Source organism: Rhizobium sp. 25PS6 (assembly GCF_032464655.1).
Lineage (GTDB): Bacteria > Pseudomonadota > Alphaproteobacteria > Rhizobiales > Rhizobiaceae > Rhizobium > Rhizobium laguerreae.
The window spans coordinates 237,130-261,357 of record NZ_JAWDIV010000005.1; the positions used below are offsets into that span (position 1 = coordinate 237,130).

Consider the following 24,228-nt stretch of genomic DNA (forward strand, 5'->3'; position numbering starts at 1 on the left):
CTCAAGAAGTCCGGCACTCTACCGAACCATCCTCCACAGTGACCCGTGAGCTTAATCCTCAAACGGATCGGTCACAAGTATCGTGTCATCCCGCTCCGGGCTGGTGGACAGGAGCGCGACCGGCGCCCCGATCAGCTCTTCGACCTGGCGAACATATTTGATCGCCTGTGCCGGCAGATCCGCCCAACTGCGGGCGCCGACGGTCGATTCCTTCCATCCCTCCAGGGTGACGTAGATCGGTTCGACCCTAGCTTGCGCTCCCTGGCTTGCGGGAAGATGGTCAATCTGTTCGCCGTCGAGCATGTAGCCGACGCAGATCTTCAATTCCTCGAGACCGTCGAGCACGTCGAGCTTGGTGAGCGCGATGCCCGTGATGCCGTTGGTGGCGACCGACTGGCGTACGAGTGCGGCGTCGAACCAGCCGCAGCGGCGCTTACGCCCTGTCACAGTACCGAACTCATGCCCCTTCTCGCCCAGGAACTGGCCAATTTCGTCGGTGAGCTCGGTCGGGAATGGGCCTTCGCCGACGCGCGTCGTATAGGCCTTGGTGATGCCGAGAATGTAACCGAGCGAGCCGGGTCCCATGCCGGAACCGGCTGCCGCCTGGCCGGCCACCGTGTTCGAGGAGGTCACGAAGGGATAGGTGCCGTGATCGATATCCAGCAGGCTGCCCTGCGCGCCTTCAAAGAGGATGCGAGCACCCTTGCGGCGCTCCTTGTCGAGGAAGAGCCAGACCGTATCACGGAAAGGCAGTACCCGATTGGCGATCGAGGTCAGTTCGTCCATGATCGCCTGGTGGCTGACTTCGGCAACGCCAAGGCCGCGGCGAAGCGCATTGTGATGCGTCAGAATACGGTCGACCTTGCCGGAAAGACTCTCGAGATCGGCAAGATCCATGACGCGGATGGCGCGGCGGCCGACCTTGTCTTCATAGGCCGGGCCGATGCCGCGGCGCGTCGTGCCGATCTTGGTGCCGCTGTTCGAGGCCGCATCCTCGCGCATCGCGTCGAGCTCGCGGTGCAGCGACAGGATGAGCGTCGCATTGTCTGCAATGCGCAGATTGTCAGGCGTGACCGCCACGCCCTGCGCCTCCAGCCGGCCGATCTCGGCGATCAGCGCATGCGGATCGACGACGACACCGTTGCCGATGACGGCCATCTTGCCCGGGCGCACGACGCCGGACGGCAGCAGCGAGAGCTTATAACTCGTGCCGTCGATGACGAGCGTATGGCCGGCATTGTGTCCGCCCTGATAGCGCACAACGATATCCGCACGCTCCGAAAGCCAGTCGACAATCTTGCCCTTGCCTTCGTCACCCCATTGCGAACCGACCACGACTACGTTCGTCATCCAACTCTTCCTGTTACCGGCGCGGAACCGCGCACCTGCTCAAACCCGCGCATCTATAAAGCTTTGTTTTTTGGAAAGCGACCCTGTTGTCACAGCAGATTGGGCTTTTTACGTGACAAATCAGCAGCCGACGGGCTATTTCCCCTCACAAAACGCCGCTCGGCGATCGCGGAAAGACGGGAAGAACGCTCTTGCAAGCCACGGCCTATATCTGCCTCGTTATCGCCACCCTCTGCTGGGGCGGCAACTCCGTCGCCGGCAAACTCGCGCTCGGGCATATCAGCCCGATGATGCTGACCTTCCTGCGCTGGTTCCTCGCCGTCGCGATGATCGCCGTGATTTCAGTACCGCAGTTGCGGAAGGACTGGCCGGTAGTCAGGAAGAACCTGCCGCTGCTCCTCTTTTACGGCGTCATCGGCTACACCCTTTTCAACGCCATGCTTTATTCGGCCGTGCAATATACGACGGCGATCAACGTCGCCATCGAGCAGGCCGGCATCCCGATGCTGATCTTCCTGCTGAATTTCATGTTCTTCCGTACTGGCATCTCGCTGGCGCAATGTCTCGGTTTCGGGATGACGCTGATCGGCGTCGCTCTGACCGCCGCACATGGCGACCTCGCTACGCTGCTGCAACTCAGCCTCAACCGCGGCGACGGGCTGATGCTGATCGCCATTGCCGCCTATTCGGTCTACACGATCTTCCTGCGCTGGAAGCCGCCGCTCGACTGGCGCACGCTGATGGCGGTCCCGGCGCTCGGCGCCATGCTGACCTCGCTGCCGCTGCTCCTCTGGGAAGCCGGCCGGGGTGCCGCGCAGTGGCCGGACCAGGCCGGCTGGGTCATCACTCTCTACACGGCGATCTTCCCGTCGCTGGTGGCGCAGATCCTCTATATCAAGGGCGTCGTGGCAATCGGCGCCAACCGCGCCGGCCTCTTCATCAATCTCGTGCCGGTGTTCGGAACGCTGCTTTCCGTCGCCCTGATCGGCGAGAGACTGCAGTCCTTCCATGTGATCGCACTGGTGCTGACCTTGGGGGGCATCGCCATCGCCGAAAAGGGCCGTCCGAAAGCTTCGTCGCCGACCGTGCCCGCCTCACCCATGGATTAAAACCTTTTCCTGGTCAGGAAAGGCCTCTAACCAAGCTCCAGCGTCGTCACGCCGAAGACGTGCTTCAGCGGGATGGCCGGTGCCGGTCCGCGATACATGCGTGTCGTCTCGAACACCGGTTGAAGGCCGATGCCTTCGGCAAGCGCGACCGCCTCGTGGTTCTCTGCGGGAATGTCGATGAAGACCGCGGCTCCCTTCGCCTCGGGGATCAATTCGGCAAGCAGCGCCGCGGCGCTGTCGGCATCGTTGGCAAAGAGCGGGCCGACCTTGTAGCCCTCGTAGCAGCGGCGGATCGTGCCGTAACCGCGGATCTTGTGGCTCTTGCGCACCACCGCCGAACGACGGCCCTTGCGGGCGGTGCACCAGGCAGCGAGAAAAGCATCCCGCGGCTGCGGAAAGATCGCCGAATCATATCGCTGCAGGCCTTCGAGGCGTGAATCCAGCACCGGTTGCGCGACAAGCGTCGAGACAGGCAAGGAAGTAGCGACACCGCCGTAACGAATGGTGGAATAGGCAGGTTCGAAGCCGGCCTTGCGGTAGTTGTCCTGCTGTGCGGCGACGCCGTCGAGACCGATCGTGCGGTCTCCCGCGCTGGCAATGCCCGCCGCCCAGATCGCCTTGCCATAACCCTTGCCACGAAAATCGGGATGGACGATGTAGAGGCCCAGGAAGGCGAAAATATCGCCGTATTTGACGACCGAGATCGAGCCGACGGGGACTTCACCGATGGAGCCGACGAAAAATCCCGACGGATCAGCCTCGTTGAATGCAAGCGAATCGTCGAGACCAGGGTTCCAGCCTTCCTGACGCGCCCATTCGAGCACGAGTTCCAGTTCGCCGGGCCGCATCGAACGAACGGCAAATTCCGAATTCATGCAACTTTCCCAGATTGAATGTCCCGCAAGTCCATCCTGGCAACGGCAAAGCAATTGTCAGGCCCCAGCTCCCGATTGCACCTGCGAACGATGGAGAGCCGCGCTCATGGACTTGACGACGCGTATAATCATTTTTCGATGCAATACAGAAAGCTTCGTTTCCGCATTACCATGAAACAATGCCGTTGCAAGCTCAAGAAAATTACTTGGGCCTCAATTATCTTCCAGCCGATGCGAATAAAAAGCCGCGCCGAAAAGATGCCGCCCCGCCAATTTGAAAGACGAGAGAAGCATTCGTCCGAAATCACCTCCACGACGCAGCAAAAAACCGGGAGCGACGACAGTCGCCCGCGGAAGGATCACCGGCCGTTCAACTGCTCATCGCGGCCTTCTGCTTTTCGATTCGGCTCGTTATCGATGAGAAAAGACGGTCTGTCTCGGCCGCCGGTGCGGGAAAACCGAACGCATAACCCTGCAGGCCGTCGCAGCCGAGCTGCGCCAGCACGACGGCATGCGCCTCGGTCTCGATACCCTCGGCGATCACCTCGACATCGAGTGCCTTGGCGATTTCCACGATTGAACCCACCACGCGCCGCTGCTCGGCGGAGGTGACGACCTCTTTGACGAGCTGCCGGTCGATCTTCAGCCGCTTTGGCCGCAGCTTGACGAGACCGATGAGTGAAGCATGGCCGGATCCGAAGTCGTCGATCTCGATGTCGATGCCCATCTGTTTGATATCGCCGATATGATCGAGCAGTTTTTCGTCGATGTCGTCGAGGAAAATCGTCTCGACCAGTTCGAAGACGATCACGCCGGGCGGAATGTCGAGTTTCCTCAGCTTGTCGAGCAACGCCGGATCGGCAAGTCGCGACGCCGAGATATTGACGGCGATGCGCGGAACCGCAAGGCCGCGCAGCAGCCAGAACAGCCGGTCTTCGAGAACGCCTTTGAGGATCGCCGCGTCGATCTCCGCCGCAAGCCCGTGCTCATTGGCGATCTTCAGGAATACCCCCGGGGTGAGCACACCCCTCTCCGGATGTTTCCAGCGCGCCAGCGCCTCGAAGCCGATGACCTCCCGCGTCCGCGCGTCGAGCTGCACCTGATAATAGGGAATGATCTCGCCGCGCTCCAGTCCGAGCTTCAGCTCTTCGGCGAGGCGACGCTTGGAGCGCAGATCCTCCTGCAATTGCCGTGTAAAGAATTCGACGCGGTTGCGCCCGAGCTTCTTGGCCTGGTAGAGCGCCAGGTCGGATTCGGCCAGCAGGTTGCGCGCCCGCCGATCGCCGCTCCAGGAAACGCCGATCGAGGCGCCGGACGGCAGCATCTCCTGGCCGAAGCGGATCTTCTTCCGCAGCCGGCGCTGGACATCCTCGGTGATCTGCTTCAGCTCTGCGAGATCGGTGAAATTGACCAGCACGATGACGAATTCATCGCCGCCGACACGGGCGACCATGCCATTCGCAGGAATGGCGGCAGTGATGCGAAGGGCCGCGGCCCTGAGCACGGCATCGCCTGCCGCATGACCGTGGCTGTCGTTGATCTGCTTGAACTGGTCGAGGTCGAGATGCAGCACGCCAAGCGTCGTGATGCTTTTGTCGACCGGCAGCTCTGCCAGCCGCTTGTCGAGAAGGCGCCGGTTCGGCAAGCTGGTAAGATAGTCGTGATCGGCGACATGCTCGATGCGCGCATTGCTTTCCTCCAGCGCCAGCGCCCTCGCCTCGGCCACCACCTTCTGCCGCGCGAGTTCCGCGTTGAGCAGGACGTCGGCCGTCACATCCCATTCGGCGCCGATGAAGGAGGGCAGACCCTCCGCATCGACATAGAAATGCGCGCGCGAACGCAGATGGCGGATTTCGCCGCTGGGCAATATGATCCGGAATTGTGAGTTATAGGCGCCGCGCGTCCCGATCGCCTGCTCGAAGTCGCCTTCGGCCCGCTCGCGATCATCGGGATGGATGGCGTTCGACCAAAGCGATGCTGGCACCAACCGGCAGGTCTCGCCGGTCTCGTAGAGACGATGCATCTGCGCATCCCACAAGATCCCGCCCTGCTCGATGCTGTGCTCCCAGACACCGATCCGGGATGCATCGAGAGCGAGTTCGAGCCGACGCAGAAGATCCTGAAACTCTCGTTCGGATCGTGTGGCTTTGTTCTCTGGCAACGCGGTCCCAGCCTTACAAGCTTGCATAACGGCAATATGGTCTCAAGCCGGCATTAATGAAGCCTTGTCCTGATGACCGAACTAGTGACTAGGTGAACTGTTCGTTACGACTTCCCCTTTTGGATCAAAGGACTTGCAGTCTGCGGCAGCTTCAAGATCAGTGGTTGTGCCGCGGCGGGTTCTTTGCGATCTGGCGGAATTCCGTCGCACCCTCCAGCACCGCGCCGTCCGACAATTGCGTCACCGAGCGGCGGTAGATCTGCTGCCACGGCGTCGCATCCGCCGGCACCGGCGGGATGCCATCGCCCTTGCGCCGTTCGATCTCGGCGTCCTCGACCAACATGTCGCAGCGCCCGTGGTTGAAGTCGATGCGGATGATATCGCCGGTACGAAGCCAGGCGAGGCCGCCACCGGCTGCGCTTTCCGGCGAGGCGTTGAGGATCGAGGGACTGTCCGCCGTGCCCGATTGGCGGCCGTCGCCGATCGTCGGCAGGCTGTGGATGCCGCGCTTCAGGAGATGATCCGGCGGCTGCATGTTGACGACCTCAGCCGAACCCGGCCAGCCGATCGGCCCGGCGCCGCGGATGACAAGGATGGTATTTTCGTCGATGCCGAGTTCGGGATCGTTGATGCGTTTGTGATAGTCCTCGGAACCATCGAAGACCACCGCCCTGCCCTCGAAGACGCCTTCGCGCCCGGGTTCCTCAAGATAGCGCCGGCGGAAATCCTCCGAGACCACGCTCATCTTCATGATCGCGAAATCGAAGAGATTGCCCTTGAGAACGAGGAAGCCCGCCCGCTCCTTCAGCGGCTCAGCGAACGGCGTGATAACCTCGCGGTCGCGCGCTTCCTTGCCCTCCAGGTTCTCGGCCATCGTCCTGCCCGTCACCGTGCGACAGTTGCCGTCGAGCTTTCCGGCCTGCAGCAGTTCCCACATGATCGCCGGCGTGCCGCCGGCGCGATGAAAGCGCTCGCCGAGATAGGCGCCCGCAGGCTGGACATTGGCCAGCAGCGGGATATCGAAACCATATACCTGCCAGTCGTCGGGATAGAGTTCGACGCCGGCGTGCTTCGCCATCGCGGCCAGATGCGGCTGCGCGTTGGTCGAGCCGCCGATCGCCGAATTGGTGCGGATCGCATTCAGGAAAGCCTCACGCGTCAGGATATCCGACGGCTTCAGATCCTCGAAGACGATTTCGACGGCGCGTCGCCCGGTGCGATAGGCCATCTGGCCGCGTTCGCGGTAAGCGGCCGGAATGGCGCCACAGCCGGTCAGCGAAAGGCCGAGTGCCTCGGCCAGCGCATTCATCGTCGAAGCCGTGCCCATCGTATTGCAGTGGCCGACGGAAGGCGCAGAATCGAGCGCCGCCTGCAGGAACTCCTCCCGATCGATCTCGCCTGCGGCATATTTCCGCCGCATCCGCCAGATCACCGTGCCGGAGCCCGCCAGCTCCCCCTCGTGCCAACCGTCGAGCATCGGGCCGCCGGAGAGCACGATCGCCGGGATATCGACCGTCGAAGCCGCCATGATCGCCGACGGCGTGGTCTTGTCGCAGCCGGTGGTCAGCACGACACCGTCGAGCGGATAGCCGTAGAGGATTTCGACGAGGCCGAGATAGGCGAGATTGCGGTCGAGAGCGGCTGTCGGGCGCTTGCAATTCTCAAAGATCGGATGCGTCGGAAACTCGATCGGAATGCCGCCGGCATCGCGAATGCCGTCGCGCACGCGTTTGGCAAGCTCAATATGCACCCTGTTGCAGGGCGTAAGATCACTGCCGCTCTGGGCAATCCCGATGATCGGCTTGCCGGAGCGCAGCTCTTCCGGCGTGATGCCGTAATTCATGAAGCGCTCAAGATAGAGCGCTGCCATGTCGATATGATCGGGATTGTCGAACCAATCCTGCGAACGTAGGCGCCGCTTCGGCGAATTGCTGTCCGTCACGTCTTTCCTCCCGGCCGAGCATTCTTCTCTTCAAGATGGAGGAGCAGGCCGCTGTGATCCTTTTCGCCATTGCCATTGGCGACGAATTCGCTGAATTCGGCATGTACCGCCGCAGTCAGCGGCAGCGTCAACGACAGGATCTTGGCCGTCTCCAGGGCGGCGTTCAGATCCTTCAGCTGGTTGCTGGACGAACCGCCTGGCGTAAACTGCCGCTCGACCATGCGCTTGCCGTGCAGCTCAAGGATACGGCTCTCGGCAAAGCCGCCGCGAATGGCGTCCCGAAAGGCCGCCTGCGAGCCGCCGCCCGCTTCGATCAGCATCATCGCTTCGGCGACGGCGCCGATCGTCACCGCGACGATCTGCTGGTTGGCAAGTTTGGCAAGCTGGCCCGCCCCGCTTGGACCGACGCGGGTCACACGCCCCATCGGCGCAAAGACATCTGCAAGCCCGTCGATCACTCCCCTGTCACCGCCCGCCATGATCGCAAGCGTACCCGCTTCCGCCCCGACGACGCCGCCTGATACCGGCGCATCGACGTGATCGACGCCGCATTCGGCAAGCCTCGCCGAATGGTCGCGGGCGAAATGCGGGGCGATCGAACTCATGTCGATGACGGTTGTGCCAGACGTCGTCGCATCGGCCGCTCCGCGGTCGAACAAGACGTCCTTCACCGCCTCGGCGTTGGTGAGCATGGTGATGACGACGTCTGCGCCGGAAACGGCATCCGCCGGTGTTTTCGCGCAGATTGCGCCGTCTCCTGCAAGCGGCTCGGCCTTGCCGGGGTCGCGATTCCAGACGGTGACGGCAAAGCCCGCGCCAAGCAGCCGGCGAGCCATCGGCGCGCCCATCAGGCCGGTACCGAGAAAGGCGATCCGCCTGCCGTCATGGCCGTCTCTCGAATTCGTCATTCAGTCCTCCCAACTGTTGTCCGTCTTTGATAGTCCCCTCGCCCATCGTTGCAAACCGTTTTGACGGACGTAACGCATTTTTGTCACATGCCCTGGCGGGTTGTCCGAAGGCCGCGCACACTTCGCCTCATGCCCTGAAAACGATACGGGCGAGAACCGAAGTTCCCGCCCGATTTACCCGACAAAGGAAGGTTGAATTCCGTTTATTCCGCCGCGAGCCGGATGACCTCCGCCTCTTCTTCCTTGTGTTCGTCCGGCTTGTGCTGGATGAGCGGACGGTTGCCCGTCAGCCGCCGCAGCAGCACATAGAACACCGGCGTCATGAAGATGCCGAAGAAGGTCACGCCGATCATGCCCGAGAAGACCGCGACACCCATGGCCGCACGCATTTCCGCGCCGGCGCCGGTGGAGACGACGAGCGGCACGACACCCATGATGAAGGCAAGGGAGGTCATGAGGATCGGGCGAAGGCGAAGGCGGCTGGCCTCGATCGCGGCCTCCCGCGGTGTTCTTCCCTCGAACTCCAGTTCGCGGGCGAATTCCACGATAAGGATGGCGTTCTTCGCCGATAGACCAACAAGCACCACAAGACCGATCTGGGTGAAGATGTTGTTGTCTCCACCGGTGAGCCAAACGCCGGTCAGCGCGGCCAGCACGCCCATCGGCACGATCATGATGATCGCAAGCGGCAGCGTCAGGCTTTCATACTGGGCGGCCAATACGAGGAAGACGAGCAACAGTGCCAGGGGGAAGACGACGATGCTCGAATTGCCGGCCAGGATCTGCTGATAGGTCAGATCCGTCCATTCGAAGTCGATGCCCGCAGGCAGGGTCTCGTGAAGGATCTTCTCGATTGCCGCCTGCGCCTGACCCGACGAGAAGCCCGGTGCCGGACCGCCGTTGATATCGGCGGCAAGGAAGCCGTTGTAGCGGTTCGCGCGTTCCGGACCGGTGCTCGGTTCCACCTTCAAGAGGGCCGAAAGCGGGATCATCTCACCCGATGCCGACCGGACCTTCAACTGGCCGATATCTTCCGGCTGGGCACGGAATTTCGCATCGGCCTGCACACGGACGCTGTAGGTGCGGCCGAAGGCGTTGAAGTCGTTCACATAGAGCGAACCGAGGTAGATCTGCAGCGTCTGGAAGACGTCGGTGACGGAAACCCCGAGCTGCTCGGCCTTGGCACGGTCGAGATCGGCATAGAGCTGCGGCACGTTGATCTGGAAGCTGGAGAACAGTCCGGCGAGCTCAGGCGCCTGATAGGCTTTTGCAAGCACGGCCTTGGTCGCCTCGTCGAGCGCCTGGTTGCCGAGGCCAGCACGATCCTCGATCTGTAGCTTGAAACCGCCCGTCGTGCCGAGACCATTGACCGGCGGTGGCGGGAACATGGCGATGAAGGCATCCTGGATGACGCCGAACTTCTGGTTCAGCGCCATGGCGATTGCGCCGCCCGAGAGATCAGGCGTCTTGCGCTCTTCGAAGTCCTTCAGTGTCACGAAGACGATGCCGGCATTCGAGGAGTTGGTGAAGCCGTTGATCGACAGGCCCGGGAAAGCAATCGCATTGGCAACGCCCGGCTGCGCCAGCGCGATGTCGGTCATGCGCTTGATGACGTCTTCCGTGCGGTCGAGGCTTGCGGCATCCGGCAACTGGGCAAAGCCAATCAGATACTGCTTGTCCTGCGACGGCACGAAGCCGCCGGGGACCGTGCTGAACAGGCTGTAGGTCGCACCGACCAGCGCCAGATAGATCACCATGACGATGCTCTTGCGCGACAACAGCCCGCCGACGCCCTTGCCGTAGGCATTCGAGCCCGCGCCGAAGACACGGTTGAAGCCCCGGAAAAACCAACCGAAGATAGCGTCCATGAACCGCGTCAGCCAATCCTTCGGCTGATCATGGCTCTTCAGGAGAAGGGCTGCCAGCGCCGGAGACAGCGTGAGCGAGTTGAAGGCCGAGATGACGGTCGAAATCGCGATAGTCAGCGCGAACTGGCGGTAGAACTGACCCGACAGGCCGGAGATGAAGGCGAGCGGCACGAAGACCGCAACGAGCACCAGCGCAATCGCGACGATCGGACCGGAGACTTCCTTCATAGCCTTGTAGGTGGCAGCCCGCGGCGACAGGCCTTCCTCGATATTGCGCTCGACGTTTTCGACCACCACGATCGCGTCGTCGACGACGATACCGATCGCAAGCACCAGTCCGAACAGACTGAGCGCGTTGATCGAGAAGCCGAAGACATACATCACCGCGAAAGTGCCGATGATCGAGACAGGAACGGCGATCAGCGGGATGATCGAGGCGCGCCACGTCTGCAGGAACAGGATGACGACGAGGACGACGAGCGCGATGGCTTCGAGCAGCGTGTCGATGACCTTCTCGATCGAGGCCCGCACGAATTTCGTCGTATCGTAGACGATCTCGTATTTGACGCCCTCAGGCATGGCGAGCTGCAGCTGATCCATGGTCGCGTTGACATTGTCCGCGATCTCGATCGCGTTCGAACCCGGCGCCTGAAGAACGGCGACGGCGACGGCCGGCTTGCCGTCGAGCAGCGAACGCAGCGTGTAGTCCGCAGCACCGAGCTCGATGCGGGCGACATCGCGAAGGCGGGTGATCTCGCCATTGGCGCCCGTCTTGACGATGATGTTGCCGAACTCTTCGGGCGTGCGCAGGCGGCCCTGGGCATTGACGTTGAGCTGCAGGTCCACACCGGGCTGGCTCGGCGATGCGCCGATGATACCGGCGGCGGCCTGGATGTTCTGGGAACTGATCGCACTGCTGATGTCGCTGGCGGCAAGATTGTGCTCGGCGGCCTTCTGCGGGTCGATCCAGACACGCATGGAATAGTCGCCGGCGCCGAAGACCTGCACCTGACCGACGCCTGCGATGCGGGCGAGCCGATCCTTGACGTTCAGGGTCGCATAATTGCGAAGATAGGTGATGTCGTGATTGTTCCCGTCGGAGACGAGATTGACGACCATGATGAAGTTGGGCGAGCTCTTGACTGTCGTGATGCCGAGCGAACGGACTTCCGCCGGCAGGCGCGGTTCGGCCTGTGAAACGCGGTTCTGCACGAGCTGCTGCGCCTTGTCGGGGTCGGTGCCGAGCTTGAAGGTAACGGTGACGTTGAGCACGCCGTCCGATGTCGCCTGGCTGGCCATATAGAGCATGCCTTCGACGCCGTTGATCTGCTCTTCGAGCGGCGTCGCCACCGTTTCGGCGATGACGCTTGGGTTGGCGCCGGGATAGGTAGCGCGCACGACGATCGACGGCGGCACGACCTCCGGATATTCGGAAATCGGCAGCGCGCGCAGGCCGATCAGGCCGGCAACCAGGATGAGGACCGAAAGAACGCCGGCAAAGACCGGGCGGTCGACAAAGAATCTGGAGATGTTCATATCAAAGCCCTCTCCGGGGTGAACATGGATGCAAAGTCCCTCTCCGGCGGTTTGGCAGCCGCCGGCGGGTCATATCATTTCAAGTATTGGCCCTCCCCCTCGGGGGAAGGCGAAAGTCTTTACTGCGCGGTCGCGACCTTTTCTTCCATCTGAGGCACGACGACTGCGCCTGGACGGATGCGCTGCAGACCGTTGACGACGATCTTCTCGCCGACGTTCAGGCCGCCATCGACCACCCGCTGACCGTCAGCCACTGTGCCGAGCTGAACCTGCCGATAGGCGACCTTGTTCTCGCCATCGACGACGAAGACGAACTTCTTGTCCTGATCCGTGCCGACGGCGCGGTCACTGATGACGATCTTGTTCTCGGCCTTCGGCTGGCCCATGCGCACCCGCACGAACTGGCCGGAGATGAGACGCCCGCCCGGATTATCGAAGACGGCGCGAACGCCGATCGTGCCGCTTGATGCATCGACCTCGTTGTCGATCAGTTGCAGCTTGCCCTTGATCGGCGTGCCGCTGTCGGTCAGCGTGCCGACCTCGACAGGGATCTGCTCGACGGGAGGCAGGGCGCTGTCCGTCTGCGGAAGCTGGGCAAGCGCCCGCGTCACCATCTCTTCGCTGGCATTGAAGCTCGCATAGATCGGATCGACCGAAACGAGCGTCGTCAGCGCCGGCGAGGCCGACCCGGCCGCAACAAGGTTACCGGCAGTCACCTCGATCTTGCCGATGCGGCCGGAAACCGGAGCCCGCACCTCAGTGTAATCGAGATCGAGCTGAGCCGACTGCAGTGCGGCCTGCGCCGAACGCAGCCCCGCCTGAGCCTCGGCCAGCGCGCTCTGGCGCTGATCGAGATCGCTCTGGGAGATGGTGCGGTTGTCGGAAAGCCTGCGGCCGCGATCGAGTTCGGTCTGCGCCAAGCTGACTTTGGCTTCAGCCGAAGCGACCTGGCCCTGCGCCTGCGCCACGCTCGCCTGGTAGGGAGCCGGATCGATGGTGAAGAGCAGGTCGCCCTGCTTGACCAGCGCCCCTTCGCGGAAGGCCACCGAAAGGATGGCGCCGGCGACGCGGGAACGCACCTGCACCCGGTCGACCGCTTCGAGACGGCCGGAGAAACTTTCCCAGGCCGTCACGTCGCGCGCCGCGACGACGGCAACCGTCACCGGCACAGCAGGAGCCTGCGCGGGGGCGGAAGCGGCCGTGGCGGTCGTGCTCATCGGCAATTCGAAAAACAACGCAGCGCCGGAAATCGACGCAATAACGGCTATGCCGGCGCCCATCAGGGCCCAGCGCTTACTTCTGGACGTCATCAGTACTCTCCTTGCGGCTCTAAGCCGCCGAAATATCAGGTCTTCTTCAATGCAATTGCGGTTGGACGCTTACCTCCCGAAGGAAGCTTCCGAAATGGCGGCTGACGTTTTCCTGCCAGTCGGGCGCTCCGTCGGATTTCCCACCATAAATCGAGGGCCAGCCCGTCCCGGCGGGAAGGACATGCTGGCGCACACCGACGCCGGCCTGTTTCAGGCGGACACCGTAACCAATCGTTTCGTCGTGCAGAGGATCATCCTCCGCGGTAAATATCAGCGCCGGCGCGACGCCTGAAATACGCGAACAGAGGCAAGGCGCCGCATAGGGGTGGCAACCGCCGCCGCTCAGATAGTGGCTCCAGCCCTCCGTCCAGCGCTGGCGCATGCCGATGGCTTCCGCCTTGCGGATCGAGGACGTGCCCATGAAGGGATCGAGCAGCGGCGAAATCAGGACCTGACCGTCGAGCGCGTCCGGCATCTGGTCGCGTGCCTTCAGTGCGACGCCGGCAGCGACATTGCCGCCGGCCTCTTCGCCGGCGACGAAGAGCAACGACTTTCGGTCGCCAAGACCGGCGCGTTTGTTGGCGAGGTAGGTAAAAACTGAGAAGGAAACTTCCAGCGCCTTCGGAAATATGTTGCCGGACAGCGTGCTGTAGTCAGCGTCGACGACGATGGCGCCGGCTTTGGCGAGGCTCATTGCCACCGGCCGGTCGGCCGCCTTGTCGCTGTCGAGAAAAGCCCCGCCGTGCAGGTAAAGCACGATCGGCGGGCCCTTGCCATAATCGGCGCCCATGTAGATACGTGCGGAAACAGGGCCGATGGCCACCTTATCCAGCATCATATCTTTCCATTCCACCGACATGGTTCCGGTCTCTTTTGCGTCAGTCACAAGCAGACAACGGCTGCCGCTTGCATTTTGAATAAAAAAGATATTGTTATTCCAATCAAGGAATAAGAAGCTATATCGCGATAACACTGTTCCAGATCTCGAACAATGGTGCAACGCAAACTGCGGACTTGAAACCGATGGACCAGCTCTCGGCAATGCGCGTCTTCATCCGCGTCGTGGAGACGGGCAATTTCACCCGCGCCGCCGACATGCTCGCCATGCCCAAGGCGACGGTGACCAATCTCATCCAGGGCCTGGAAGCGCATCTGCGCACCAAGCTTTTGAATCGGACCACGCGCCGGGTCATGGTGACCACGGACGGCGCGCTTTATTACGAACGCGCCGCCCAGATCATTTCGGAACTGGAGGAGCTCGATGGCAGCCTCTCCAATTCGCAGAGCTTGCCGAGCGGACGGCTGCGTGTCGAGATGGCCGGCGCTTTCGCCGATTGGATCGTCGTTCCGGCACTTTGCGATTTCTATCAGCGTTACCCCGATATCCGTATCGATCTCGGTGTCGGCGACCGCACGGTCGATTATCTTGCAGAAAATGTCGATTGCGCGCTGCGGGCCGGCACGCCGGCCGACCAGTCGCTGATTGCGCGGCGCGTCTCCGAAGTCGAGATGATCACCTGCGCTGCGCCGGACTACATCCAGAAATTCGGCATGCCCGAGCGGCCCGAGGATCTGGAGGCCGATCATTACACCGTCAACTATTTTCGCGCCCAGAACAACCGGACGCTGCCCTTCGAATTTCGCCGGCACAACGAGGTGATCGAGACCAGCCCGCGTTACATCGCCTCGGTCAACGATAGCCGCACCTATCTAACGGCGGCGCTGACCGGCCTCGGCATCGCGCAGGTGCCGATCTTCATGGCGCGCGAGCCGATGGCAAGGGGCGAACTCATTCGTGTGCTGCCGGATTGGCGCCGCGATCCGCTACCGCTCTACGTCGTCTATCCGCCGAACCGCCACCTCAGCAACAAGGTGCGCGTCTTCGTCGACTGGCTGGTGAAGCTTCTGATAGAGGCGAAACTGAACGACGGTTGAGCGCCAGAACAACTACGGCCCGGGAAGGCAGGGGAAACCTTCGACGGGCCGCAATCTATAACTTTGAACATCAAGCCTGTCGCACCGTAGCAAGGGCGCGGCAGGCTCTGGAGGTTCGCAAAGAGAGCGGCAGGGAATTCCACTCCCTCGCGATAAAGCAGATATACGCACTCCCCATAGGATTGTAACGAAAAATTCCGCAATCACGTTCACATAATTGCGATGATGGCTTGGCCATGGTTCCCCGCTCGGTTGTTCCCGCGCGCGGTGGCGGACCGGGTTTCAATTCCCGACCGCCGGCTTCAGCAGGTCCTCGAGACCGATGCTGCGGAACAATTCCGCCCGGACACGGTCGGCAACGCCGTTGACGATCTCCGCGCCATCCTCGGACGGATCGATATGGACGCGGAACGGCCTGGTGCCAAACGGCTTGCCGACGACATCGACGATGGCAGCGGCAACCGCGCCGGCATCGGCGTCGGCAGGTTCGAGCGCTGCCAGGCCCTGCAGCGCCTGTTCCGGCACGCCCTTGTAGGGCCCTTCATTGTATTCGGCGGCGCGGGCCGTATCGGCGGGTGAGCCGGAATGGGCGAAATTGGTACCCTTGGTGAAGGCGCCGGGCACGATGATCGAGGTCTCGATGCCCCAGCGGGTAAGCTCGCCGGCATAGGAGACGGCAAGTGAATCCATCGCCGCCTTGGCGGCGAAATAGGGCGAGAGGTAGGGAGGCGTGCCGCCGCGGCTGCTCGACGACGATACCCAGACCACCAGGCGCTTGCCCTGTTTGCGCAGATAGGGGAGTGCCGCGCGGTTGACGCGCTGGCTGGAGAGCACGTTGATGTCGAAGAGTTCGGCGAACTGTTCCGGCGTGAAGGCTTCGGCCGGGCCGAAGGACATATGGCCGGCATTGTGAATGATGACATGGAGGCGGCCTGCCTCGACGATGATCTTGGCGATGCCTGATACAACCGACGCATCGGCGACGGCGGGAGCGTTGCGGCCTTCGGTGGCACGCATGCCGGCATAGACGGTGTGGCCGGCCTTGGCGAGCGCGCGGGCGGTGAGAGCGCCGAAACCGCTGGAAGCGCCGGTGATGACGATGACTTGCTTGCTCATGATCCTATTCCTTCTGGATTCGGTTGGCTGATTGAGGAATTAAAATTCGGATGAGCGGCGGCCGGAAGCCGCCGGTCTCGTCAGATCACGCCGCCATTGGCGCGCAGCGTCTGACCGTTGATCCAGCCGCCGGCCGGGCCGGCGAGGAAGGCAACCGCAGAAGCGATATCTTCCGGTGTGCCGAGGCGCTCCAGCGGGTTCATTTTCGCCGTGCGGGCGATGAGTTCGTCCGACTTGCCGTTGAGGAAAAGCTCGGTAGCGACAGGACCGGGCGCGACGGCGTTGACTGTGATGTTGCGGCCACGCATCTCCTTGGCCATGATCGCCGTCAGCGTTTCCACGGCAGCCTTGGTAGCGGCATAGACGCCGTAGGTTTCGAGCTTCAGGCCGACGACGGATGTCGAGAAGTTGACGACCCGGCCGCCGTTGCGCAGACGCTTGGCTGCCTCGCGCAACGTATTGAAGGTGCCCTTCAGATTGACGCCGATCTGGCGATCGAAATTGGCGTCATCGGCCTCGGCAAGCGCAGAGAGCATCATGATGCCGGCATTGTTGACGAGCACATCGACGCCGCCGAAAGCGGTTTCCGCGGCATCGAACATGCGGCGGACGGCTTCGGTGTCGCTGACATCGGCTTTCGCCGTCAGCGCCTTGCCGCCGGCCTGCTCGATCTTCTTTGCCAGTTCCTCGGCCGGAGCGGCATTGCCGGAATAATTGATGACGACGGTGAAACCGTCCTTGGCGAGACGCTCGGCGACCGCTGCGCCGATGCCGCGGGACGAGCCGGTCACCAATGCGACCTTGTTTTCGTTGGAAGCCATTGTCCTTCTCCTTCATTCTGCGCCGCAGCGCATTTTCGATGAGCAGAAGATGCGCCTTTTCCCTTTGCGGATAATCGGGCATTGTCCCGCATCACTATCCGGGAATGACGAACAAACAGATGGACAGATTTGACGCCATGCGCGTGTTTTGCCGTGTCGTGGAACGCCGCAGCTTCACGCTTGCCGCCGAAGACACCGGTCTGCCGCGCTCGACCGTCACCGATGCGGTCAAGGGGCTGGAAGCCCGCCTCGGCGTGCGCCTGCTCCAGCGCACAACACGCCATGTCAGCCCGACGCTTGACGGCGAGGCCTATTACCAGCGCTGCCTGTCGATCCTTGCCGATATTGAGGAAGCCGAAGGCGCCTTTGCAGGCGCCAAGCCGAAGGGCATGCTGCGCGTCGACGTGCACGGCACGCTCGCCCGCCATTTCGTGCTGCCGAGCCTGCCGTCCTTCCTGGAGACCTATCCGGAGATCGAATTCTACATGAGCGAGGGCGATCGGCTGGTCGATCTCGTGCGTGAAGGCATTGATTGCGTGCTGCGCGTCGGCACGCCTGGAGATAGCGACATGGTCGCCCGGCACGTCGCCATGCTCGATGAGGTGACGCTCGCCTCACCTGCCTACATTGCCCGCCACGGCCTGCCGCAGCATCCCGACCGGCTTGCCGGCCATCGCATGGTCGGCTTCCACTCCAGCGGAACCGGCAGCCTGCTGCCGCTCGAATTCACCGTCCGCGGCACGGTGCGTGACATCACCATTCCCGCCACCGTCGCCGTCAACGCCGCCGAAAGCTATATTTCAGCGGCGAGGATGGGCCTCGGCATGATCCAGATCCCGCGCTATCACGCCGAAGAAGACCTTGCCGCGGGAACGCTGGTCCAGATACTGCAGGATTTTCCGCTGACCCCGACACCGGTTTCCCTGCTCTACCCCCGCAACCGCCAGCTTTCGCCCCGCGTGCGCGTCTTCATCGACTGGCTGGTGAAGGTCTTCGCTCGACAAAATTCCGAAAACGCGCTTCACTAAAATGCATCTCACTATATTGCTAATGTGAGCGCCCTCGGAGAACGGTCATGGCACTCAGTGATATCACCGTCTACCAGACGGAAGACGGCTTCGTCGTCGAATTCGGCGGCGAAGGCGAAGATAGCATTGCCGTGACGCTGCGGAGCACGCCTGAGTTGACCTCGGAAAATGCCGTCTTGCGGGCCAAAGCCCTGCTTGCCGCCGCAATCGAACCTGCCCATAGCGACGGCGCGCGCCGCAAGGATCCCGCTTTGCTCGAAGAAGAGTTGGAGGAGGGGCTGGAAGATTCCTTCCCGGCGAGCGACCCGGTCTCGGTCACATCACCCTCCATCCCGATGCGCGATCCGAATGCCGGCCGCTGATGTCCGTGGCCGAAAAACATGAAGCGGTTTCGGGATGACGGCGAGCGCGCTGAATGTTATCTGCGTCGGCCATGACCGATGGTGGAACGATATCAGGTGCGATCGGCACCGGCACGCTCACCGGCGAAAGCCTCAGGACGTTTTTTGAGCGCGATGCGATCGTCGTCTCACGCGACCTGCTCGGCTGCCATCTGACCGTGGACGGCGTCGGCGGACGCATCACCGAGACCGAAGCCTATTTCCCCGACGACGAGGCCTCGCACAGCTTCCGCGGCCCGACCAAGCGCAACGTCGCCATGTACGGCAAACCGGGCAATGTCTATATTTACCGCATCTACGGCATGTACTGGTGCCTGAATTTCGTCTGCCATCCGGGCTCGGCTGCACTCATCCGCGCCCTGGAACCGGAAACGGGAATTTCTGCGATGATCGAACGGCGCGGCACCGATATGCTGACGTCGCTCTGCAGCGGTCCCGGCAAGCTCTGCCAGGCGCTCGGCATCGATATCGCGATCAATGACCGGCTGCTCGATCACCCGCCCTATGCGATCACGCCGTCGGCCCCAGTGCCGATCGTTTCGGGAAAACGCATCGGAATCACGAAAAATGCCGAAGCACCATGGCGCTTCGGCATTCAGGGATCTCGGTATCTCAGCAAGCCGTTCCGCTGATCATTCCATGACGGCGCTGTGGTCGACGGCGGGTGCTGCCTTCGGCTTGCGCAGCAGCAGCACCAGCGGAATGACCGCAAGCGACATCAGCATCAGCAGCTTGAAATCGTCCATATAGGCGATGATCGTCGCTTGCAGCGTGATGATCTCGTTGAGCGAGGCGCGGCCGGCCGCTGTCACCGGGCTGAGCCCCTGCGCAGCCACCGCATTGAAGGCGTGGTTGAACGGCGTCACATAGGCCGCGATCGATTCATGATTGCTCTGCGTGTTCTCGACGATCAGCGCCGAGACGATCGAGATGCCGACCGCCGAGCCGATGTTTCGCGACAGGTTGTAGAGACCGGTGCCGTCGCCGCGCATATGGGCGGGCAGCGTGGAAAAGGCGATCGTCGTCAGCGGCACGAACAGAAAGCCGAGGCCGGCGCCCTGGATGAAGCCGACCGAGACGATCGTCCATTGCGAGACGTCGGGTGTCCAGCCGGTCATGTCGTACATCGCCCATGCAGTGAGCCCCAAGCCGAGCGCCAGCAGCGCGCGCGTATCGACCTTGCCGACCAGCCGCCCGACGATGAACATGCAGAGCATGGTGCCGAGCCCACGCGGCCCCATGACGATGCCCGCTGTGATGACGGGATAGCCCATCAGCGTCTGCAGATAGGGCGTCATCAGCGCCAGTGAGGCGAGATAGGTAATGCCGACCACGAAGATGAAGATCATGCTGATCGAGAAGTTCTGGTCGAGGAACAGCTTCGGGTTCACGAAGGATTTCTCGGCCGTCAGCGTATGCACGATCAGCAGATAGAAGGCTGAGGCGCAGATCAACCCCTCGAGCATGATCTCACCGGAAGAGAACCAGTCGAGCTGCTCGCCGCGGTCGAGGAACAGCTGCAGCGCGGCGATGCCGAGGCTCATCATCCCGAAACCGAACCAGTCCAGTTTGGCCAGCAGATCCCTCTTGGTCTCGGTGACGAAGACGACGATGCCCATGAAGGCCAGCGCGCCGATCGGCACGTTGATATAGAACACCCAGCGCCAGCTGATATTGTCGGTCAGCCAGCCGCCGATGACAGGCCCAAGCACCGGCCCGACCATGACCGAGACGCCGAAAAGGGCCATGGCCGAGCCGCGCTCCTCGACCGTATAGATATCCAGCAGGATGCCCTGGGAAAGCGGCACCAGCGATGCCCCGAACAGGCCTTGCAGCAGACGGAAGGCGACGATCTGGTTCAGCGATTGCGCCAGGCCGCAGAGAATGGAGGCCGCCACGAAGCCGGCAATGGCGACGAGCAGCACGCGTTTGCGGCCGAACTTGGCGGCGAGAAAGCCCGACGGCGGCGTCATGATTGCCGCCGCGACGATATAGGAGGTCAGCACCCAGTTGATCTGGTCGGCAGAGGCCGACACGCTGCCCTGGATATAGGGCAGCGCCACGTTGGCGATCGTCGTGTCCAGCGCCTGCATGATAACGGCGAGAATGACGCAGGCCGTGATCGCACCGCGATTGGCGATCGGCGTCGCCAGAGAAGCGGGAGCGTTACTCATGATCCTTGCCCTGAGGCCGGCCCAGAAGCTTGTTGACGAAATCAGGCAGGCCGCGGGCATGACCGGTCTCGACATCGACCACCGTGCTCATGCCGACGCGCAGCGGCGGCTTGCCGTCGGCGTCCTCGATGCTGACGCGCATCGGAATGCGCTGCACGACCTTCACCCAGTTGCCCGTGGTGTTCTGCGCCGGCAGCAGCGAGAAGCTGGAACCGGAGGCCGGGCTGATGCTCTCGATCTTGCCCTTCCATGTCACGCCGGGATAGGTGTCGACATAGATCTCGGCCGTCTGGCCGGGCTTGACGTAGGTAAGCTCGGTTTCCTTCGGACTGGCGGCGATCCAGAGACGGTTGGTGGCAACAAGCGAGAAGGCCTGCTGCGAAGCCTGCAGGTAGGAGCCCACCTGCAGCGCGTTGACATTGGTGACGATGCCGTCGAACGGCGCCTTGACGACGCTGTGGTCGAGTTCGCGCTGAGCATTGTCGACCTGCGACTTGGCCTGCAGGTAGAGCGGGTTTTCCTCGATCGGCTGGTCGGCATTGCCGCCGAGCTGGGCGAGCGTCGTTGCGGCTTCCGCCTTGGCGACGGCAACCTTCTGCTGCGCGGCTTCCAGATTGTGCTTGGCTTCGTCATAGGCCGACTGCGTCGCGCTGCCGTTGTTGACGAGGTTCTGCTGCCGGTCAAACTGATCCTGATAATAGGGCAGATCGGCTTGCGCCTGGGTGATCTCGGCAAGCGACTGCTGATAGCTGGCCTTGAGATTCATGATCTGGTTGCGCTGCGCGCCGAGCTGCGCCTTGGCGCCGTCAAGCGCGATCTTGAAAGAATCCGACCGCAGGCTGAACAGCACCTGCCCCGCCTTGACCGCCTCGTTCTCATGCACGTTGATCTGGTCGACGATGCCCGAAACATCGGTGGTGAGCCCTACCATGTCGGCCTGGATATAAGCATTGTCGGTCGACATCACCTGGCCGCCATTGACGTAATAATAACCGCCGACGACGAGCGCCACCGGCAGCAGGGCAAACAGGATCGGCCGCGTGAGACTGCGCCGGCGGCGGACCTTGTTGCCGCCAGGCGCAGCCACGGCGGCAGCCGGCGCTGAATTGGATGAAGGCGCTTCGGCTACCGTTTCCTGCTGTTTCGCTTCGTTTTCTTCGACAGGGGTCTCGGTCTTGGCATTGGCGTCGGCAACGACGCGGAGGGGAGATTGATCAGCCATCGTTCGTCTCATTCTCGTCAACCGGGCTCCGGCATGCCTGAACCAGGTTCGTCTTCATTACGGATAGGATGTGGAAAAGCTGCTCGCGCTGCTCGGCCGGAACACCTTGCAGCGCTTCCGCGCGGGTGGTGTCGCCGAGCTCGCGCATTTCGGCAAGCAGCGGGTGCGCTTCGTCGCGCATATAAAGCATCCAGATACGCCGGTCGGTCGGGTGCTGGCGGCGCTCGATCAGCCCGCGCTCGGCGAGCTTGTCGAGAATGCGCACCAGCGTGATCGGCTCGACTTCGAGGATTTCGGCAAGGCCACCCTGATGGATACCTTCGTTATTCGAGAGATAGGCAAGCGTCTGCCATTGCGACCGGGTCAGCCCAAGGCACTTCGCGCGCTGCTCGAACCGCTTGCGCAGCAGCCGTGCGACGTCGTGGAGAAGGAAACCGAGGGTCGGAGTGGCGTTCATGAAAACCTGTGACCGTTATTTATAAGCACCCTTATAATATTGGTAGATATATTGAGCATGTGCACTGCACAAGGGCATGGACGGCGGTTTCAGCAATGGCGGCTAAAATGCCGCAGACCGGGTCAAGCATATCCGCAGTTTCTCCTTTCGCCGTTTACGAGCACCAGTCGGTAGCCGCAGCCCAGCTCCGCCCTAATTCTGTGGCAGGAACAGCCTCCGCCGGAGGCGCGCATTGGGGAGCTCGATGGCGTTCTTCGAAAGCATGCTGACGCTGCTGCTGGTGGCGATCGTCTTTCTGCAATTCTCCAGGAAGTTCCGGATTCCCTATCCGACAATGCTGGCGATCGCTGGCGTCATCGTTGCGGCCGTGCCCTGGGCGCCCGAAGTCGCGATCGATCCCGAACTTGCGCTGGCGCTGCTGATCGCGCCCGTGCTCTTCGACGCCGCCTACGATTTGCCGCCGAGGACATTGAGACGCAACTGGCTGCCGCTGTTCTCGCTCGCCGCCATCGCCGTGATCGTGACGGCCGCAGCCGTCGCTACCGTCAGCGTGACGATGGCCGGCCTGCCGCTTGCCGCAGCCGTCGCACTCGGCGCCATCGTCGCGCCGCCGGATGCGGCGGCCGCCACCGCCATGCTCGACCGCTTCACCCTGCCGCGCCAGACCTATGTGATCCTGAAGGGTGAAAGCCTCCTGAACGACGCCGTCGCGCTGCTGATCTTCAGCGCCGCGGTGGCAGCCGCCGCAAGCCCCACCTTCTTCGCCGGCGCCCTGGCGGAGCTGGCGCTCGCCGTGCCTGGCGGCCTCATCCTCGGTTATCTCCTGGGCCGTCTCTACATGGTCGTCGGCCTGAGGCTCGCCGGCACGCTCGGCGGCACTTTGCTCGAATTCGTCGCCACTTTCGGCACGTGGATCATCGCCGAGCGGCTGCATCTTTCGGCAATTCTGGCGATCGTCGTCTATGCGATGGTGATCGCCCGTTACATGCCCGAGCGGCAGACGGCTCGCCACCGCATTCATTCCTATTCGGTCTGGGAAGCCGCGGTCTTTCTGCTCAACGTCCTCGCTTTCCTGCTGATGGGCCTGCAGGCCCGCCAGATCGTCCTCGACCTCGATCCCGGCCGCCTGAATTTCGCGATCACCTTCGCCGCCATGGTCTTCGTCACCGTCATCGTCGTCCGCCTGGCCTGGGTGCTCTTCTATAACCGCGTCATCAACTTTCTCGCCGCGCGCGGACGCACGACACAAGCCGTTCCGACCTTCGCCACCAGCCTGCTTGCCGGCTGGTGCGGCATGCGCGGCCTCGTCACGCTGGCAACTGCGCTCGCTTTGCCGATCGATTTTCCCGATCGCGATATCATCCTGCTCAGCGCGCTCGCCGTCGTTCTCGGCACGCTCATCGTCCAGGGCCTGACGCTCGGGCCACTGATCCGTTACCTGAAATTCGACCCGGACACCTCCCTGGACCGCGACCTCGCCAGAGCCCGCGTCACGTTGATCGATGCGGCCCTTGCCGAACTCGCCGGCGGCGAGGACAAATCCACCCGCATCCTGCGCGACGTCTACACCTCCGAGCGCCAAATCGCCGCTGACGGAAAACACCCGCGCGAGGTCAGCAGGCTCGACAAGCAGCGCCGCAACGTCATCGTCGCGAAACGCCGAAGATTGGCAGCGATGCGCCGCGCCAACGAGATTGACGATGATGTCTTTCACATGCTGGAACAGGAACTCGACTGGGCCGAACTCGCCGCTCTGCAACCCGGCAGAGACGAGATCGTCGAGAGCTGATGCCCTCTGTGACGTTTTGATGGATTCCGGAATCGTTACCAATTGGCATTTGCAATTTTTCGCCGCTGCCGTTTATAGTCCAATTCCATAGGGTTACGATTTTTCTGATGTGCATTGCGTGCCGGCCTTCCTTTTCCAAGGGATTGAACGCCGGGGAAATCACGGGGGCAGAGACCCTCGGTCAAAGCAGCAAGACATGAATAACATCACTTCATCTTGAGGTTGG

General features: G+C 62.3%; 19 protein-coding genes. 6 read left to right on the forward strand and 13 right to left on the reverse strand.

Annotated features, from left to right (window positions below; genetic code table 11):
* Positions 1–51: 51 nt before the first annotated feature.
* The gene (locus RWK44_RS09755) at positions 52–1,350 is read right to left on the reverse strand and encodes an adenylosuccinate synthase (protein ID WP_020051362.1); all 1,299 of its coding nucleotides are present in this window, start codon (positions 1,348–1,350) and stop codon (positions 52–54) included.
* A 191-nt stretch (positions 1,351–1,541) separates the two neighbouring features.
* Between RWK44_RS09755 and RWK44_RS09760 the strand changes: the two genes are divergently transcribed.
* A complete protein-coding gene (locus RWK44_RS09760) occupies positions 1,542–2,459 on the forward strand; it encodes a DMT family transporter (protein ID WP_316028722.1) in 918 nt (305 codons plus the stop codon).
* Between the two features lie 26 nt (positions 2,460–2,485).
* Here RWK44_RS09760 and RWK44_RS09765 read toward each other — a convergent pair whose 3' ends face one another.
* The 7 genes from RWK44_RS09765 to RWK44_RS09795 form a co-directional block, all read right to left on the reverse strand.
* Complete coding sequence (locus tag RWK44_RS09765) at positions 2,486–3,334, reverse strand: GNAT family N-acetyltransferase (protein ID WP_221953709.1); 849 nt, start codon at positions 3,332–3,334, stop codon at positions 2,486–2,488.
* A gap of 370 nt (positions 3,335–3,704) precedes the next feature.
* Complete coding sequence (locus RWK44_RS09770) at positions 3,705–5,522, reverse strand: putative bifunctional diguanylate cyclase/phosphodiesterase (RefSeq protein WP_131665224.1); 1,818 nt, start codon at positions 5,520–5,522, stop codon at positions 3,705–3,707.
* A gap of 130 nt (positions 5,523–5,652) precedes the next feature.
* Positions 5,653–7,437, reverse strand: a complete 1,785-nt coding sequence (locus tag RWK44_RS09775) for an IlvD/Edd family dehydratase (protein ID WP_131665225.1) — start codon at positions 7,435–7,437, stop codon at positions 5,653–5,655.
* Positions 7,434–8,345 (reverse strand): NAD(P)-dependent oxidoreductase, encoded by a 912-nt coding sequence (locus tag RWK44_RS09780; protein WP_131665226.1) that lies wholly within the window; start codon positions 8,343–8,345, stop codon positions 7,434–7,436. The genes RWK44_RS09775 and RWK44_RS09780 overlap by 4 nt, the downstream gene beginning before the upstream one ends.
* 203 nt (positions 8,346–8,548) lie before the next feature.
* On the reverse strand, positions 8,549–11,749 hold the full coding sequence (locus RWK44_RS09785; RefSeq protein ID WP_131665227.1) for an efflux RND transporter permease subunit: 3,201 nt from the start codon (positions 11,747–11,749) through the stop codon (positions 8,549–8,551).
* 119 nt (positions 11,750–11,868) lie between these two features.
* Positions 11,869–13,059 carry an efflux RND transporter periplasmic adaptor subunit gene (locus RWK44_RS09790; protein ID WP_168284843.1) on the reverse strand — a complete coding sequence of 397 codons (1,191 nt, stop codon included), beginning with the start codon at positions 13,057–13,059 and terminating at the stop codon, positions 11,869–11,871.
* Positions 13,060–13,105: 46 nt separating this feature from the next.
* Complete coding sequence (locus tag RWK44_RS09795; RefSeq protein ID WP_026265404.1) at positions 13,106–13,918, reverse strand: alpha/beta hydrolase fold domain-containing protein; 813 nt, start codon at positions 13,916–13,918, stop codon at positions 13,106–13,108.
* Between the two features lie 164 nt (positions 13,919–14,082).
* On the opposite strand from RWK44_RS09795, the gene RWK44_RS09800 reads away from it, so the two are divergent.
* Complete coding sequence (locus RWK44_RS09800) at positions 14,083–14,994, forward strand: LysR family transcriptional regulator (RefSeq protein ID WP_020051371.1); 912 nt, start codon at positions 14,083–14,085, stop codon at positions 14,992–14,994.
* A gap of 282 nt (positions 14,995–15,276) precedes the next feature.
* Here RWK44_RS09800 and RWK44_RS09805 read toward each other — a convergent pair whose 3' ends face one another.
* The gene (locus RWK44_RS09805) at positions 15,277–16,110 is read right to left on the reverse strand and encodes an SDR family NAD(P)-dependent oxidoreductase (protein WP_168284842.1); all 834 of its coding nucleotides are present in this window, start codon (positions 16,108–16,110) and stop codon (positions 15,277–15,279) included.
* An 80-nt stretch (positions 16,111–16,190) separates the two neighbouring features.
* Positions 16,191–16,931, reverse strand: a complete 741-nt coding sequence (locus RWK44_RS09810) for an SDR family oxidoreductase (protein ID WP_131665229.1) — start codon at positions 16,929–16,931, stop codon at positions 16,191–16,193.
* 119 nt (positions 16,932–17,050) lie between these two features.
* Between RWK44_RS09810 and RWK44_RS09815 the strand changes: the two genes are divergently transcribed.
* From RWK44_RS09815 to RWK44_RS09825, 3 genes are read left to right on the forward strand one after another with little or no spacing between them, the layout of a single operon-like run.
* Positions 17,051–17,959, forward strand: a complete 909-nt coding sequence (locus RWK44_RS09815) for a LysR family transcriptional regulator (protein ID WP_131639754.1) — start codon at positions 17,051–17,053, stop codon at positions 17,957–17,959.
* A 47-nt stretch (positions 17,960–18,006) separates the two neighbouring features.
* Positions 18,007–18,321, forward strand: a complete 315-nt coding sequence (locus tag RWK44_RS09820) for a hypothetical protein (RefSeq protein ID WP_077979126.1) — start codon at positions 18,007–18,009, stop codon at positions 18,319–18,321.
* A 53-nt stretch (positions 18,322–18,374) separates the two neighbouring features.
* Positions 18,375–18,992: a DNA-3-methyladenine glycosylase gene (locus RWK44_RS09825; protein ID WP_316028723.1), complete on the forward strand. Its 618-nt coding sequence runs from the start codon at positions 18,375–18,377 to the stop codon at positions 18,990–18,992.
* Here the strand turns inward: RWK44_RS09825 and RWK44_RS09830 are convergent, their stop codons facing one another.
* Genes RWK44_RS09830 through RWK44_RS09840 form a run of 3 tightly spaced genes read right to left on the reverse strand, consistent with a single transcriptional unit; the run spans position 18,993 to position 22,213 of the window.
* Positions 18,993–20,534, reverse strand: a complete 1,542-nt coding sequence (locus RWK44_RS09830) for a DHA2 family efflux MFS transporter permease subunit (protein WP_316028724.1) — start codon at positions 20,532–20,534, stop codon at positions 18,993–18,995.
* Positions 20,527–21,756 (reverse strand): HlyD family secretion protein, encoded by a 1,230-nt coding sequence (locus RWK44_RS09835; RefSeq protein WP_316028725.1) that lies wholly within the window; start codon positions 21,754–21,756, stop codon positions 20,527–20,529. The genes RWK44_RS09830 and RWK44_RS09835 overlap by 8 nt, the downstream gene beginning before the upstream one ends.
* The gene (locus RWK44_RS09840; RefSeq protein ID WP_020051379.1) at positions 21,749–22,213 is read right to left on the reverse strand and encodes a MarR family winged helix-turn-helix transcriptional regulator; all 465 of its coding nucleotides are present in this window, start codon (positions 22,211–22,213) and stop codon (positions 21,749–21,751) included. The genes RWK44_RS09835 and RWK44_RS09840 overlap by 8 nt, the downstream gene beginning before the upstream one ends.
* A gap of 244 nt (positions 22,214–22,457) precedes the next feature.
* On the opposite strand from RWK44_RS09840, the gene RWK44_RS09845 reads away from it, so the two are divergent.
* On the forward strand, positions 22,458–24,002 hold the full coding sequence (locus RWK44_RS09845; protein ID WP_316028726.1) for a cation:proton antiporter: 1,545 nt from the start codon (positions 22,458–22,460) through the stop codon (positions 24,000–24,002).
* Positions 24,003–24,228: the final 226 nt, after the last annotated feature.